At 70.6% G+C, this 14,928-nt stretch carries 15 protein-coding genes; 8 read left to right on the forward strand and 7 right to left on the reverse strand.

What is annotated here, in order from left to right:
- Positions 1-3: 3 nt before the first annotated feature.
- On the reverse strand, positions 4-906 hold the full coding sequence (galU, locus tag ACZ597_RS25870) for a UTP--glucose-1-phosphate uridylyltransferase GalU (protein WP_470966013.1): 903 nt from the start codon (positions 904-906) through the stop codon (positions 4-6).
- Between the two features lie 94 nt (positions 907-1,000).
- On the opposite strand from galU, the gene ACZ597_RS25875 reads away from it, so the two are divergent.
- A complete protein-coding gene (locus ACZ597_RS25875; protein ID WP_471334505.1) occupies positions 1,001-1,627 on the forward strand; it encodes a 5-formyltetrahydrofolate cyclo-ligase in 627 nt (208 codons plus the stop codon).
- A 42-nt stretch (positions 1,628-1,669) separates the two neighbouring features.
- Here ACZ597_RS25875 and ACZ597_RS25880 read toward each other — a convergent pair whose 3' ends face one another.
- Complete coding sequence (locus tag ACZ597_RS25880; RefSeq protein WP_471334507.1) at positions 1,670-4,645, reverse strand: penicillin acylase family protein; 2,976 nt, start codon at positions 4,643-4,645, stop codon at positions 1,670-1,672.
- A 281-nt stretch (positions 4,646-4,926) separates the two neighbouring features.
- On the opposite strand from ACZ597_RS25880, the gene ACZ597_RS25885 reads away from it, so the two are divergent.
- The 7 genes from ACZ597_RS25885 (at position 4,927) to mscL (ending at position 11,585) form a co-directional block, all read left to right on the forward strand.
- The gene (locus ACZ597_RS25885; RefSeq protein ID WP_471334509.1) at positions 4,927-6,387 is read left to right on the forward strand and encodes a potassium/proton antiporter; all 1,461 of its coding nucleotides are present in this window, start codon (positions 4,927-4,929) and stop codon (positions 6,385-6,387) included.
- Between the two features lie 415 nt (positions 6,388-6,802).
- Entirely contained in the window at positions 6,803-8,113 is a 1,311-nt protein-coding gene (locus tag ACZ597_RS25890) for an MFS transporter (RefSeq protein ID WP_471334512.1), read from the forward strand.
- A 67-nt stretch (positions 8,114-8,180) separates the two neighbouring features.
- A complete protein-coding gene (locus ACZ597_RS25895; RefSeq protein ID WP_471334514.1) occupies positions 8,181-8,492 on the forward strand; it encodes an FmdB family zinc ribbon protein in 312 nt (103 codons plus the stop codon).
- Between the two features lie 86 nt (positions 8,493-8,578).
- Positions 8,579-9,412 carry an S-methyl-5'-thioadenosine phosphorylase gene (locus ACZ597_RS25900; RefSeq protein WP_471334517.1) on the forward strand — a complete coding sequence of 278 codons (834 nt, stop codon included), beginning with the start codon at positions 8,579-8,581 and terminating at the stop codon, positions 9,410-9,412.
- A 285-nt stretch (positions 9,413-9,697) separates the two neighbouring features.
- On the forward strand, positions 9,698-10,255 hold the full coding sequence (locus ACZ597_RS25905) for a carboxymuconolactone decarboxylase family protein (protein WP_471334520.1): 558 nt from the start codon (positions 9,698-9,700) through the stop codon (positions 10,253-10,255).
- Positions 10,256-10,394: 139 nt separating this feature from the next.
- Positions 10,395-10,952, forward strand: coding sequence for a hypothetical protein (locus tag ACZ597_RS25910; protein WP_471334523.1), 558 nt, complete (start codon positions 10,395-10,397; stop codon positions 10,950-10,952).
- A gap of 123 nt (positions 10,953-11,075) precedes the next feature.
- Complete coding sequence (gene mscL, locus ACZ597_RS25915) at positions 11,076-11,585, forward strand: large conductance mechanosensitive channel protein MscL (RefSeq protein WP_471334525.1); 510 nt, start codon at positions 11,076-11,078, stop codon at positions 11,583-11,585.
- Positions 11,586-11,598: 13 nt separating this feature from the next.
- Here mscL and ACZ597_RS25920 read toward each other — a convergent pair whose 3' ends face one another.
- From ACZ597_RS25920 to ACZ597_RS25940, 5 genes are all read right to left on the reverse strand, one after another.
- Positions 11,599-11,820, reverse strand: coding sequence for a hypothetical protein (locus ACZ597_RS25920; protein WP_007264613.1), 222 nt, complete (start codon positions 11,818-11,820; stop codon positions 11,599-11,601).
- 61 nt (positions 11,821-11,881) lie between these two features.
- Positions 11,882-13,306 (reverse strand): NarK family nitrate/nitrite MFS transporter, encoded by a 1,425-nt coding sequence (locus tag ACZ597_RS25925; RefSeq protein WP_471334528.1) that lies wholly within the window; start codon positions 13,304-13,306, stop codon positions 11,882-11,884.
- A gap of 2 nt (positions 13,307-13,308) precedes the next feature.
- On the reverse strand, positions 13,309-13,677 hold the full coding sequence (locus ACZ597_RS25930; RefSeq protein WP_471334531.1) for a hypothetical protein: 369 nt from the start codon (positions 13,675-13,677) through the stop codon (positions 13,309-13,311).
- Entirely contained in the window at positions 13,674-14,330 is a 657-nt protein-coding gene (locus tag ACZ597_RS25935; protein ID WP_471334534.1) for a QcrA and Rieske domain-containing protein, read from the reverse strand. Before ACZ597_RS25935 ends, ACZ597_RS25930 begins: the two co-directional genes overlap by 4 nt.
- Entirely contained in the window at positions 14,327-14,926 is a 600-nt protein-coding gene (locus ACZ597_RS25940) for a 4Fe-4S dicluster domain-containing protein (RefSeq protein ID WP_405980287.1), read from the reverse strand. The genes ACZ597_RS25935 and ACZ597_RS25940 overlap by 4 nt, the downstream gene beginning before the upstream one ends.
- Between the last annotated feature and the right edge of the window lie 2 nt (positions 14,927-14,928).

Genomic DNA, 14,928 nt, shown 5'->3' on the forward strand with positions numbered 1-14,928 from the left:
GTGCTACATCTCCTCCGTGACGTAACGGTGAAGCCAGGTGCGGAACTCCGGGCCCAGGTCCTCACGTTCGCACGCGAGTCGGACGATGGCCCGCAGGTAGTCACCCCGGTCCCCGGTGTCGTAGCGGCGGCCGCGGAAGACCACGCCGTGCACCGGGCCGCCCACGCTCTCGTCGGCGGCCAGCTTCTGCAGGGCGTCGGTGAGCTGGATCTCCCCACCGCGGCCCGGCTCGGTCTCCCGCAGTATGCCGAAGATCGCCGGGTGGAGGACATAGCGTCCGATGACCGCGTAGTTGCTGGGCGCCTCGGCCGGCTCCGGCTTCTCGACGAGTCCGGTGATCCGGACGACGCCGTCCTCGCCGGTCGGCTCTACGGCGGCGCAGCCGTAGAGGTGCACGCTGGACGGGTCGACCTCCATCAGCGCGATGACGGTGCCGCCGGTGCGCGCGTGGACGTCGACCATCTGCCGCAGCAGCGGGTCGCGCGGGTCGATCAGGTCGTCTCCGAGGAGGACGGCGAACGGCTCGTCGCCAACGTGCGGCTCGGCGCACAGGACGGCGTGGCCGAGGCCGCGCGGGTCGCCCTGGCGGACGTAGTGCATGGTGGCCAGGTCGCTCGACTCCTGGACCTTCTTCAGCCGGTCGTCGTCACCCTTGGCGATCAGAGCCGATTCGAGCTCGTAGTTCCGGTCGAAGTGGTCCTCCAGGGCCCGCTTGTTACGGCCGGTGATCATGAGTACGTCGTCCAGCCCGGCCGACACGGCTTCCTCGACGACGTACTGGATGGCCGGCTTGTCCACGACCGGGAGCATTTCCTTGGGGGTCGCCTTGGTCGCCGGAAGGAACCGAGTGCCGAGCCCCGCAGCCGGGATGACGGCCTTCTTGATCACTGGGTGCGACTGAGTCATGGGCAGAACGATAGTGGGTCACATCGGAGCCCCAGCGGGGTTCCGATGAATATGCCCGACTTGATCCATATGTGAAAGGAATTGTGACGAGACTGTGGTAGAGAACCCGCCCGGGAACCACCCCTTCGTACCCGAAAAGGCCTCCCTGCGCCGGGAACTCCTCGCCGCCCGCCGCGCCCTGTCCCCCGAGGACCGCGACGCGGCGGCCCGCGCGCTCTCCCGCTCCGCCCTCACCCTGCCCGAGCTCGACGGCGCGCACACCGTCGCCGCGTACGTCTCCGTCGGCGCCGAGCCGGGCACCCGCGAGCTGCTCGACGCGCTGCGGACCGCCGGCAAGCGGGTGCTGCTGCCCCTGCTGCTCCCGGACAACGACCTGGACTGGGCCGCGTACGAGGGCCCGGACAGCCTCGCCGAGGCCGCGCACCCGGGGAAGATGCGGCTGCTGGAGCCCTCCGGCGCCCCGCTCGGCCCGGATGCCGTGACCGGCGCCGACGCCGTGCTGCTGCCCGGGCTCGCGGTGGACGGGCGCGGCATGCGGCTCGGCCGCGGCGGGGGCTCGTACGACCGGGTGCTCGCGCGCCTGGAGCGGGCCGGCGCGCATCCCGCGCTGGTGGTGCTCCTGTACGACGAAGAGGTGGTCGCGCGGGTCCCGGAGGAACCGCACGACCACCCCGTCCAGGCGGTGGCCACCCCGTCGGGGGTGGTGCGCTTTACCGCGTGACCGGCCGGCGATCCGGCATCGCGGTCACGGTCGCGGTCACCGTCACGGCTTGAGCGTCAGGGTGTCCACTGTCGACTTGTCGACGGCGTCCTTCCCGAAGGACCACTCCAGCAGTTCACCCTTGGCCCACATCTCCGTCTGGTCCGTGTACGTGCCGGCGTACGCGTGACCCGAGGCGCCGGTCAGGTTGATCCAGCGGGACTTGTCCAGGTCGCCGAGGTTGACGACCATCCGCATCGAGGGCACCCAGGTGACCCCGTAGCCGCTGGAGGCGTTCCAGCCGGTCGCGTTGACGGTGGCCTCGCCGCCGCCCACGTTCCACGGGCCGCGGTTGAGGAGCCACTGCATGAAGCCGGGGCCCTCCTTGCCGATCGTCTGGTTCTTCAGCGTCAGCTGGTGCAGCCGGCCCCAGCTCCACGTCGACTGGTCCTTGCCGAGCTTGGCCGTCAGCTCCCAGCGCGCGTCCTCCATGGCCCGGGCGAAGAGCTCGTCACGGGTCTTGATCGGCTTGTCGTGGACGGTCTTCGGGGTGGCCGTCCACCACGGCGACTTCTCGTCCTTGACCAGCCGGCGGACCACCTCGAACCAGCGGTCGCCGCCGTCCGGCTGCGCCGAGTCGGGGCCGCGCGTACCGCACTCGCGGACCGTCTTGGTGAGGTCGTCGTTCGGGCCGGTGCTCTCCTCGCTGACGTTCATGCAGCTGCCCTCGACCCGAAGCTCCTTCGGCATCTTGTCGCCGAAGGCCAGCTTGAGGACGTTGCGCCAGACCGCGTTGAAGTACGCGGCCGCCGCGGAGTCGGGCTCCTGCGTGTAGTTCCAGCCTTCGAGCAGCTTCTGCGCCGAGCGCACGTCCGGGTCCGAGACCTGGATCTTGGCCAGCATCGGGGTCAGCAGCGCGGCGATCTCGCTGCTGTTGTCCATCTGCATGGTGCGCATGTCATCGGTGGAGATCTTGCCGTTGTCCTTGGTCTTCGCCTCGATGAGGTCGTTGATCCGCTGGCTCCGGGCGCCGTAGCCCCAGTCCGTGGTCAGGACGTACGGGTACTTGCCGGCGCTGGCGCCGGCGCTGGTGCCGGTGCCGGTGCCAGTGCCGGTACCGGTGCCGGTGCCAGTGCCAGTGCCGGTGCCGGTGCCGGTGCCGGTGCCGGACTCGGTGACGGCCTGGTTGGCGGTGACGATGTAGCCGCGCGCCGGGTTGAGCTCCCAGGGCATCTCGTTCTGCGGGATGTAGCCGGCGTTGCCGTCCCGGCCGCCCTTCCAGGCGTACTTGGGGTCCCAGCCGGGCGCCGGCAGGCGGCCGTCGCCCTGGTTGCGGATCGGGATGCGGCCCGGGGCCTGGTAGCCGATGTTGCCGTTGGCGCCCTTGTTGTCGGCGTAGATCAGGTTCTGCGAGGGGACCTCGAAGTCGGCCGCCGCGGCGCGGAAGCTGTTGAAGTCCTTGGCCCGGTTGAGCTTGAACACCGCGTCCATCGACTTGCCCGGGTCCAGGGCGGTCCAGCGCAGGGCGACGGCGTAGCCGTTGCCGCGGTCGGGGGCCGAGCTGGGGACGGGGGCGCGGGAGCCGACGGTCTCCAGCTCGTCGCTGCGGTCGGAAATCAGCGGTCCGTTGTTGGTGGTGCGGACGGTGATCTTCTTGCTCTTGCCGCCCGCGACCTTGATCTCCTCTTCACGGGTGGTGAAGGGGACGACCTTGTTGTCGTAGACGTAGCCCTCGGGACGGACCTGCTCCAGGTAGAGGTCGGTCACGTCGGCGCCGAGGTTGGTCATGCCCCAGGCGATGTCGGCGTTGTGGCCGATGACCACGCCCGGCATGCCGGAGAAGGTGTAGCCGGCCACGTCGTACTGGCACTGGGGCGAGGCGGCTCGGCAGTGCAGGCCCATCTGGTACCAGACCGAGGGCAGCTGCGGGGACAGGTGCGGGTCGTTCGCGAGGAGCGGCTTGCCGGTGGTCGTGTACTGGCCCGAGACGACCCAGGAGTTCGATCCGATGCCGCTGCCGTTGGGGCCGAGGATGGCCGGGATCTCGTCCAGGGTCTTGGCGAGGGAGCCCATCTGCGTGCGCAGGCCGACGGTCGCGCCCTGGGCGGTGGCGTTGTCGGCGAGGCCGGTGGCGGTGCCCGTGCCCCCGTTGGGGGTGGTCTGCGAGCCGGTGCCTGTGCCGGTGCCCGGGGTGGTGCCCGTACCGGTGCCGGTGCCGGTGCCGGTGCCCGCGCCCGTGCCCGTACCGCGGCCGGTCGAGCCGGCGCCGGGGGTGCCCTGGGGCGCGTACTTGCCGCCGGCGACGGTGCCGCCCTCGACGATCGGCTTGTTCCGGTCGAAGGGGTACGGCGGGTAGAGCTCGTCGATCTGCGCCTGCGAGAGCTTGTTCGCCATCAGCGAGCGGTCGATCTCGTCCTGCATGTTGCCGCGCAGGTCCCAGGCCATCGCCTTGAGCCAGGCCACCGAGTCCACCGGCGTCCACTGCTCCGGCTTGTAGTCGTCGGTCAGCTTGAGGGCGGCGTGCTCGACGGAGAGGTCCTTGCCGGACTTCCCCTTCAGGTACGCGTTGACCCCGTCGGCGTAGGCCTGGAGGTACTTCTTCGTCTCCGGCGCGAGCTTCTTGTCGTACTCCTCCTGCGCCACGTGGCGCCAGCCGAGGGTGCGCAGGAAGGCGTCGGTCTCGACCTGGCCGGAGCCGAACATCTCCGACAGGCGGCCGGAGGTCATGTGGCGGCGTACGTCCATCTCCCAGAACCGGTCCTGGGCGTGCACGAAGCCCTGTGCGCGGAAGAGGTCCTCGTCGTTGTCGGCGTAGAGCTGCGGAATGCCGTGCTCGTCGCGCTTCACATCGACCGTCCCGGTCAGGCCTGGGACCTTGAGGGAGCCGGTCGTCTGCGGGAAGGAGGCGCGCACGGTGTCCACGCTCCAGTACGCGCCGTAGCCGAGGCCCGCCAAGAGCGCCAGGACCATGACGAGCACGAGCAGGCGTGCGCGTCGTCCCTTCTTCTTGACGGAAGGTCCGGATTCATTGGCGGGCATCGCTGTCCTTAGAGGGGCAGGGTGGTCCTGGGATTGCTGGGAGCAACCATAGGCGCAGGACCGCTGTCGTTGATCCGCCAGGGGTCGAGGTCCGTAGGACAGGCGGGAACCTGCGTTTCACAATGTGGTTATCGCGTAAAGAGTCCGTCAAAGATTAGGTAAGGTAACGAAGTACTTGCCGAATGCGCCGCCGGAGGAACGATCCACCAGGCACGCTCTGAGGAAAGGGCCGCCCGCTGACTGTCCACACGCTCAATGAGCTCCTGCTGGTCTGTTCGCTCGTGCTGCTCGTCGCCGTCGCGGCGGTGCGCATCTCCTCGCGCAGCGGCCTCCCCAGCCTGCTCATCTACCTCGGCATAGGCATCGCGATAGGCCAGGACGGCATAGGCAACGTCGTATTCGACAACGCCGAGCTGACGCAGGTCATCGGTTACGCGGCGCTCGTCGTGATCCTCGCCGAGGGCGGTCTGGGCACCAAGTGGAAAGAGATCAAACCGGCGCTGCCGGCGGCGGTGGTCCTGTCGCTGGTGGGCGTCGCGGTCAGCGTGGGGGTCACGGCGGCGGGCGCGCACTACCTGGTCGGGCTGGAGTGGCGCCAGGCGCTGCTGATCGGTGCGGTCGTCTCCTCGACCGACGCGGCGGCCGTCTTCTCCGTACTGCGCAAGGTTCCGCTGCCGTCACGCGTGACGGGCGTACTGGAGGCCGAGTCCGGCTTCAACGACGCCCCCGTCGTGATCCTGGTGGTCGCCTTCGCCGCGGTCGGGCCGGTGGACGAGTGGTACGTGCTGCTCGGCAAGATCGCGCTGGAGCTGGCGATCGGCGCCGCGATCGGCCTGGCGGTGGGCTTCCTGGGGGCGTACGGGCTGCGGCACGTGGCACTGCCCGCCTCGGGCCTGTACCCGATCGCGGTGATGGCGATCGCCGTGACCGCGTACGCGGCCGGCGCGATGGCGCACGGCTCCGGATTCCTCGCGGTGTACCTGGCGGCGATGGTCCTGGGGAACGCGAAGCTGCCGCACTGGCCGGCCACGCGCGGATTCGCGGACGGGCTCGGCTGGATCGCCCAGATCGGCATGTTCGTGCTGCTCGGCCTGCTGGTCACCCCGCACGAGCTGGTGAACGACTTCTGGCCCGCGGTGATCATCGGACTGGTGCTGACCATGGTGGCGCGGCCGCTGGAGGTCTTCGCCAGCCTGCTGCCCTTCCGCATTCCGTGGCAGGAGCAAGCCCTGATGTCGTGGGCCGGCCTGCGCGGCGCGGTGCCCATCATCCTGGCGACGATCCCGCTGGTCACCGGGATCGAAGGCAGCGACCGGGTCTTCAACATCGTCTTCGTGCTCGTGGTCGTCTACACGCTGGTGCAGGGGCCGACGCTGCCGTGGCTGGCGCGCAAGCTGAACCTGCGCGACACCGAGGAGGCGGCGGCCGACCTCGGCATCGAGTCGGCGCCGCTGGAGAAGCTGCGCGGGCACCTGCTGTCCTTCGCGATCCCTCCCGCCTCGCGGATGCACGGCGTGGAGGTCGGCGAGCTGCGGCTGCCGGCGGGGGCGTCGGTGACCTTGGTGGTCCGGGACGCGAAGAGCTTCGTGCCGGCGCCCTCGACCGTGCTGCGGCGCGGGGACGAGCTGCTGGTGGTGGCCACGGATCCGGTGCGGGACGCGGCGGAGGCCCGACTGCGGGCGGTGGCGCGCGGCGGCAAGCTGGCGGGGTGGCTGGGAACCGGTGGCGGAACGTCACTCTAGGTGGCGGAGGGTGCCCGGAACGCCGCTCGAATGATCGATTTTCGTTAGAGCGGCGTTCTAATTCGGCCATTTTCGCTGGCTTGTGACCGGGCTTGCCCCCATTTCACGGGGCGCGGAATGCAAAGTTCCAGTTAATCGCAGGTGAAGACATGCCTTGTCACCGTAATCACAGGGCGTGGTAGTGGATTCCCCTGTACGATGAAGGCACACCACATCGAACCAACTCTGCCTGACGCAGAGCTGGCGCGACCGCAAAGCGGCCGTGGCTCCCTCCCGCAGTGGGCGCCCAGGTATCACTCGGTTCTGCGCAAGAGGACAGCTCTCGGGGCTCCCACATGTACGGGTGCGGTCGCTCACAAAGCGGCCCGCCGTCCGCAGACGGGGACGCTCTACCAGGCAGCGGAAAGGCCAGGCCGTGACATCCGCGGTCACGACCGACAAGTCCGCCCGACCCGGCTACGGGCAGCTGCTGCGCACGCCCGGCGCCCCCTCCTTCGTCCTCCCCGGCTTCGCCGCCCGTCTGCCGTTCGGCATGCTGACCATCAGCATCCTGCTGCTCGTCCAGCACGCCACCGGCTCCTACGGCGACGCGGGGATCGTCGCCGCCGTCACCGGCGTCTCCATGGCCCTCTTCGCGCCGGTCATGGGCAAGTTCACCGACCGCCGCGGCCAGAGCGCCGTCCTCGTGCCGGTCGTCCTCGTCCACGCCGCCGCGGTCTCCGCTCTGACCGCGCTGGCGCTCCTCGGCGCCCCGCTGTGGGCGCTCGCGCTGGCCGCCGTCCCGGCCGGCGCCTCCGTCCCGCAGGTCGGCCCGATGGTCCGGTCCCGCTGGGCGGCCAAGCTGGAGGGCTCCCCGCTGCTGCCGACGGCCGCCGCGTTCGAGTCCGTCACCGACGAGTTCACCTTCGTCGTCGGCCCGGTGCTCGCCACCGCGCTGTGCACCGGCGTCCACCCGGCCGCCGGTCTGGCGACCGAGGCGGCCCTGACCCTGCTCGGCGGATTGTTCTTCGCCGCGCAGCGCGCCACCGAGCCGAAGGTCGCCCCGCTCTCGGCGGCCGGCGGCCAGCACCAGTCCGCGCTGTCCTTCCCCGGCCTGCGCGTCCTGATCGTCGCCTTCATCGGCATCGGCGCCGTCTTCGGCGGCATGCAGGTCTCGCTCGCCGCCTTCTCCAACGAGATCGGCAACCCGGGCGCCAACGGCCTGCTGTACGGCATCTTCGCGGCCGGCAACATGGTCGCCGGCATCACGATGGGCGCCGTCGCCTGGAAGATCGGCCCGCGCCGCCGCCTGATCCTGGGCTACATCGGCCTGACCGCCGCCGCCTCCGTGCTGTGGGCCGCGCACTCGATGATCCTGCTGGGCGCGCTCGGCCTGGTCGTCGGCCTGTGCATCGCCCCCGCGCTGATCACCGGCTACACGATGATCGAGCAGCTGATCCCGGCCGCCTCACGGACCGAGGCCTTCACCTGGCTGACCGGAGCGGTCGCCTTCGGGCAGGCCGCCGCCGTGACCCTGGCCGGCCGCCTGACGGACGCGCACGGGTCCTCGTACGGCTTCCTGGTGCCGCTGGTGGCCACGGCCCTCGCCCTCGTCACCCTGGTGGCGCTGCGCGCGAAGCTGGCGCCGAAGGCCCCGAGCCGGATCGTGAACTCGTCCGCGCCGGCCGCCCGCAACGCGGCGAACGAGCGTGGGATCGGTCACCGCACGCCCGTGACGGTGGACTGATCCGCCGGAATACGTCACCATGGAGCGTCGTTAGCACTCATTGAGTCAGAGTGCCAGGAGGAAATTCGTGCCGACCTACCAGTACCAGTGCACCGAATGCGGTGAGGGCCTTGAGGCCGTGCAGAAGTTCACCGATGAGGCACTGACCGTGTGCCCGAGCTGCGACGGACGCCTGAAGAAGGTGTTCTCCGCGGTCGGCATCGTCTTCAAGGGCTCCGGTTTCTACCGGAACGACAGCCGTGGCACCTCGTCGAGCAGCACCCCTGCCTCGAAGTCGTCCTCGTCGTCCACGACGACGTCGACCGCTGCCGCCGCCCCCGCCGCTTCGACCTCCTCGGCGACCTCGAGCACGGGCAGCAGCTCCACCTCGGCCGCCTGATCCCGCAGTACGTCTTCCGCTTTCCGCAAGGCCCCGCCGCCCTCTTGGGCGGCGGGGCCTTGTGCGTCCCCCGTTAGGGTGAGGCCATGGTGAACGCAGAGATCGGTGTTATCGGCGGGTCGGGCTTCTACTCCTTCCTCGAGGACGTCTCCGAGATCCAGGTGGAGACGCCGTACGGGCCTCCGAGCGACTCCCTGTACGTGGGTGAGCTGGCCGGGCGCCAGGTGGCGTTCCTGCCGCGGCACGGGCGCAGCCACACCGTGCCGCCACACAAGATCAACTACCGGGCCAACCTGTGGGCGCTGCGCTCGGTCGGCGTCCGCCAGGTGCTGGGCCCCTGCGCGGTCGGCGGCCTGCGGCCGGAGTACGGGCCCGGCACGCTGCTGGTCCCGGACCAGCTGGTCGACCGCACGAAGGCCCGCGTGCAGACCTTCTTCGACGGTGAGCCGCTGCCGGACGGGACCGTCCCGAACGTCGTGCACACCACCTTCGCCGACCCGTACTGCCCGGTGGGCCGGTCGGTGGCGCTCGCGGCGGCGCGCGGCCGGGAGTGGGAGCCGGTGGACGGCGGCACCATGGTCGTCATCGAGGGGCCGCGGTTCTCGACGCGGGCGGAGTCGCGGTGGCACGCGGCGGCCGGCTGGTCGGTGGTCGGCATGACCGGGCACCCGGAGGCAGTGCTCGCCCGCGAGCTGGGGCTCTGCTACACCTCGATGGCCCTGGTCACGGACCTGGACGCCGGCGCCGAGACGGGTGAGGGAGTTTCCCACACGGAGGTCCTCAAGGTGTTCGGCGAGAACGTCAGCCGGCTGCGCGAGGTGCTCTTCGACGCGGTGGCGGCGCTGCCGCCGACCGAAGCCCGCGACTGCCTGTGCACCCACGTCCACGACGGCTGGGACCTGGGCATCGAACTGCCGTAGCGGCGATTGAGGGCCGCTGGATCCCTTGCGGGCCCGGCCGCAGCGTCCCTGCACGCTGCGGCTCCCGCCGCCGGATCCCTGCGCCCTCCTGCGCCCCCCTGCGCCTTCCCTCGCCTCCCGACCCGAGGGGCCGGCGTGGCGGCCGTAGGGCCTGCTGCGGCCGCCTGCCGAGGCCCCCGGTCCCGCCCGGCGAAAGAAATTCCCGGGCGGTGTCACATTCCGCCGGGCTGCCCTGTCTCCATGGCGAAGGGGTCACCAGGACCCCCGAGCCGGAAGAGGCCAGTCATGCCGCGCATCTCGCTCACCCCGCCCCGCACCCTCCTCATGCGCATCGGCGCCTGGTACTCGCGCCGCACCTACGGCAAGGTGCTGGATCCGGGTCAGGCGTACGGGCACAACTCCCGCGTCTTGTTCTCGTACGTGCGCATGGAGCAGCAGGCCGCGAAGTGGAACGAGCTCGACGCCGGCCTCAAGCACCTGGCGGTGATGGCTTCGGCGGCGCGCATCAACTGCTCGTGGTGCATGGACTTCGGCTACTGGGAGGGCCGTGAGAAGGGGTTCTCGCCGGAGAAGATCGAGCGGGTCCCGCGGTGGCGGGAGTCGCGCGAGGTGTTCACCGAGCTGGAGCTGCTGGTCATGGAGTACGCCGAGGCGATGACCGAGACCGAGCCGTCGGTCACGGACGAGCTGGCGGCCGAGCTGATCGGCCGGCTCGGCGAGGCGGCGTTCGTCGAGCTCACCGCCATGGTCGCGTTGGAGAACTGGCGCTCACGGGTCAACAGCGCCTTCGGTCTGACCAGCCAGGGCTTCTCGGAGGCCTGCCAGGTGCCGGCCGGACGCTGACACCTGAGGGTTAGGGACTTGTCCACAGCCTGGGGATTGTCCACAGGCCGGAGCGGGCGGTGGCGGGGCGACGGATCGTGGAGGAGGTCCGGGCAGTGGGCCCGGACGCCGGAACACGACCAGCTTGGCGGTGCCCATCATGTCCAGGACCTCTCTCCCGTCCCCCGCTTCCTCCTCTTCCTCCTCTTCGACGGGCTCCCGTCCCGTCTGCTCTTCGACGTGTCCGCCCGCGCGCCCCGTGCCGTCCTTTCCCCCGCTCCGGGTGGGCCGGGCCGGAGGGCGGCTGCGGCGCGCGGTGCGGCGCAGGCGGCGGGTCGCCTCGGCCGGGCTGGCCGTGGTGGCGGCCGCCCTTGCGGTGGGCGGAACGGAGGCCCAGGCCTCCCGGGGCGCGCCCACTCCCGCGCCCGTGGTGAAACCGGCGCCCGCGGCGGTACGGATGGTGTCGGCGCCCGTACGCATCGCGGATGCCGGGACGGTGCGGCTGCTGCGTCCCGGTGACCGGGTCGACGTGGTCGCGGCGGAGCGCACCGGGCCGCCCCGGGTGGTGGCGACGGGTGCCCGGGTTGCCGAAGTGCCCGCTGTGGAGGCGGGTGTCGGGGACGGCGGGGCGCTGGTGGTGCTGTCGGTGCCCCGGGACACGGCGCGTGCCCTCGTGGGGGCGGGTGCCGTGGCGCGGCTGGCGGTGACGGTGTGCTGATTCGCACTGGGGAGCAGTCAAGTCGCCCTGGAGTGGGCCCTGATTGGACACGCCGTGCCGTGCCTGCCGTAGCTTTCGGAACCGTTGGCTCCGTCTACAGCAGGCACGAGGAAAGGCTCAGTGGTGAGCGAGAAGAAGAAGGAGAGCGTACTGGCGGGCTTCAAGGCCTTCCTGATGCGCGGGAACGTGGTCGACCTGGCGGTGGCCGTGGTCATCGGCGCGGCGTTCACGAACATCGTGAACTCGATCGTCAAGGGCATCATCAGCCCTCTCGTGGGCGCCATCGGCACCAAGAACCTGGATGTCTACACCTCGTGTCTGAAGGCACCTTGTGGGGTCGACGCGAAGGGCGAGCCGACCGGCGTCAACATCATGTGGGGCTCCGTGCTGAACGCCGCGCTCAGCTTCCTGATCACCGCGGCGGTCGTGTACTTCCTGATGGTCCTGCCCATGGCGAAGTACCTCGCCAAGGTGGAGGCGCGCCGCAAGGCCAAGGAGGGCGTGCAGGAGAGCATGGAGATCACCGAGCTGGAGGTGCTCAAGGACATCCGCGACGTCCTGGTCGCGCAGCGGACCGGGAACGGCGAGGGCACCAGGGCGCAGGGGACGCCGGGAGCGCGCGACGCCTTCTGACGGCCGCGGAAGGTCAGATGTGGTGCGGGGGCTTCTCGTCGAGGAAGCGGGCCAGGTCGGCCGCGCTCCCGCCGGCGGGGGGCCGCTCGCCCCAGCCCCGGTCGGTGTCGTCCGAGGACTGCTGGTCCAGCGGGTCGTCGAAGACGAGCTTCGGCCTGGGCTTCGGCTTCGTCTCGGGCTTCGCCCCGGCTTCGGGCTTCGGGGACTGCGGGTCGGAGGCGGGGGCGGTGCTCATGCCCCAAGAGTACGGCCGCCCGCGCCCCCGGCCCGGGTCCCTGCCGATGCCGCTGCCCGGGTCAGCTGGGGGCCTCAGCGCCCTTGCGGGCGTAGAACCACCAGCAGACCGCGAGGCAGGTGGCGTAGAAGCCGATGAACAGCCACAGCGCGTGGGTGACCGCCATGGCGGCGAACATGGCGGGGATGAAGAAGAAGCCGTAGGCGGCGATGGCGGAGGAGAAGCCGGTGACGGCGCCCGCCTCCATCTCCGACTGCTTCAGCGCGGCCGCCTGCGCCTGGGGGTCCTGGCCCTCCACCTGGCGCATGTGCTGCTCGCGGAAGATCACCGGGATCTGCCGGAAGGTCGATCCGTTGCCCAGTCCGGAGAAGGCGAAGGCCGCCAGGAAGCCGGTGAAGAACGCCCAGAAGCTTCCCTGGTCGCCGCCGGACGGCAGTGCGAAGATCACGACCACGAGGGCCGCCGCCATGCCGACGAAGGACAGCATGGTCACCCTGGCGCCGCCGATCTTGTCGGAGAGCCAGCCGCCGGCCCAGCGCATGAGCGCGCCGATGAAGGGGCCGATCCAGGCGTAGGTGGTGGCCTGGTAGCCCTGCGTCTCGAAGTTGTTCTTGATCAGCAGGGGCAGGCCGGCGGCGAATCCGATGAAGGACCCGAAGGTGCCGACGTAGAGCCAGGTCATCAGCCAGTTGTGCTTGCGCTTGAAGATGATCTTCTGCTGGCTGAAGGGGGCCGCGGCCACCTTGAGGTCGTTCATCAGGAACCAGGCCAGCAACGCCATGATCACCAGCAGCGGCACCCAGAGGAAGGCGCCGTTCTGGAGCCAGATGTCCGTGTTCTCCTTCGCGTCGTGCTGCGGGCCGCCCGCCGGAGCGCCGAGCACGGCGGCGGTGACCACCAGCGGCGCGATCAGCTGGACGACGCTCACGCCGAGGTTGCCGAGGCCGCCGTTCAGGCCGTTGGCGCTGCCCTTCTCCCGCTTGGGGAAGAAGAAGCCGATGTTGGCCATGGACGAGGCGAAGTTCGCGCCGCCGATGCCGCAGACGGCCGCGATGAGGGCCAGCTCCCAGTAGGGGGTGCCCGTGTCCTGGAGCGCGAAGCCCAGCCACAGCATGGGTCCGATCAGGATGAAGGTGCTGAAGGCGGTGAACTTCCGCTCACCGAAGATCGGGCCGATGAAGGTGTAGAGGATCCGGAAGGTGCCGCCGGTGATGCCGGGGATGGCGGTCAGCCAGAACAGCTGCGACTTGGAGAAGCCGAAGCCGACGTCGTTCAGCTTGACCACGGTGACCGACCAGACCTGCCAGACCACGAAGCCGAGCATCAGCGCCGGGATGGAGACCCAGAGGTTGCGCTGGGCGACCCGGCGGCCGGTGGCCTGCCAGAAGGCCTCGTCCTCGGGACGCCAGTCACCGATGACGGCGCCGGGCTTGTAGGTCTCCGCGCGGTGCGAGCGCACCGGGGGCGGGGTGGTGGGGATCGACATGGTCATCGGTCCTTCGGGTCGAGGAGCCACAGGGCGATCACGACGAGGAAGGACAGGACCAGGAATCCCGCCCCCCACCAGGCCGTGGCGTTGTTGCCCTTCATCCACTCGTTGACGGTGACGGTCAGCGCCCAGAGCTGCCCGATCACGACCGTGAGGGCGAGGGCCAGCCGGGCGTTGAGCTTGGAAGAGCGCTCCGGTTCCTGTTCGGTGCCGGCGCCGGGGCCGGGGCCGGTGTGCCGGATGCGCGGGTCGCCGTAGCCGCTGGTGGAGCGGATCTGCGGGTACCGCTCGCGGACCGGCCGGTTCAGCCGGGGCTGGGCGCTCCCCGGATGGTATTCGGGGCGGGGAGGGAGCTGCGCGTCGCTCATGTCCGCCTGCTTTCGTCGACACGGGCCGCTCCGGGGCAGCCCAGGCGCTGGGCCATCTCGGGCCGGGAGTCCCCGAACTGCCGGCACAGGGCTTCCTTGGCGGGCTCCCCGGAGCGGGCGGTGGCGATGGCCCAGACGCTGCCGTCGGCCTGCTCGGTCAGGAAGATCCGCGGGAGTGGGCGGGGCGGCGGGCCCGCGGTCACCTCACCGGTGCGCGCGTCGAAGACGCCTTCGTGGCAGGGGCAGTACAGCTCCCCGTCGGGCCCGCGGTCCTCGCGCCAGAGCACGCCGCAGGCCAGGTGGGTGCAGACGGCGGAGTACGCGACGAGGCTGCCGTCGCCGAGCCGGACGGCGAGGGCCCGGTCCTCGGCGCCGGGGAACCGGAAGGCCACGGACTCTCCCGGCGCGAGCCGGTCGGTGACCTTCTTGGCCTCGGGCATCGTCTCGCTGTCCCCGTGGCGGTGCAGGATCCCTGAGGCGACTCCGACCCCTCCGATGGCCAGGCCGCCGGAGACGGTGGCGACGATCCGCAGGTAGTCGCGCCGGGTGGTGAGGGAGTCGGCGCTGATCCGGTCGCGCAGCTGGTCGGCGGCGGCGTCGCCGGCGTCCGGGCCCGGTCCGGAGCCGGGTGCGGGCTGCTGGGTCACGCTCATCGGACATCCACCCCATTCACCTCCACGACGGGCAGGCCGCCGGGAACGGGCCACTGGACCTTGTCTGCGGGGACGACCATCGCCACGCCGGTGGAGACGACCACGTCGCCGAAGGCGAAGGAGTCGGCGACCTGGACGCCGGGGCGCTCGGCCTGGAGCTCTTCCAGCGTTCCGTAGAAGAGGGCCCCGGTCGGGCAGACCGTGGCGCACATGGGGGCCAGACCGTAGGCGGTGCGGTCGTAGCAGAGGTTGCACTTCATCTGGAGCTTCGCCTGGAGGTCGATCTTCGGGACGCCGAAGGGGCAGGCGTTGACGCAGTTGGCGCAGCCGATGCAGCGGGTGGTGTCGGCCTGCTGGACCACGCCGTCCGCGGTCACCAGGATGGCGTCGGCGGGGCAGACCTCGGCGCAGGGCGCGACGGGGTCCTCGCAGTGCATGCAGACGGTGGGGAGGGAGGCGACGGACCGGCCGGGGTCGGTGTAGTCCAGGTGGATCATCGACTTGCCGCGGTGCGAGTCGCATTCGCGGCAGGCGGATACGCAGGCCTGACAGCCGATGCAGCGGCCGGGGTCGATGAAGATCGTGCGGCCCATCATGG

This window comes from Streptomyces sp. NPDC040718, assembly GCF_055593565.1.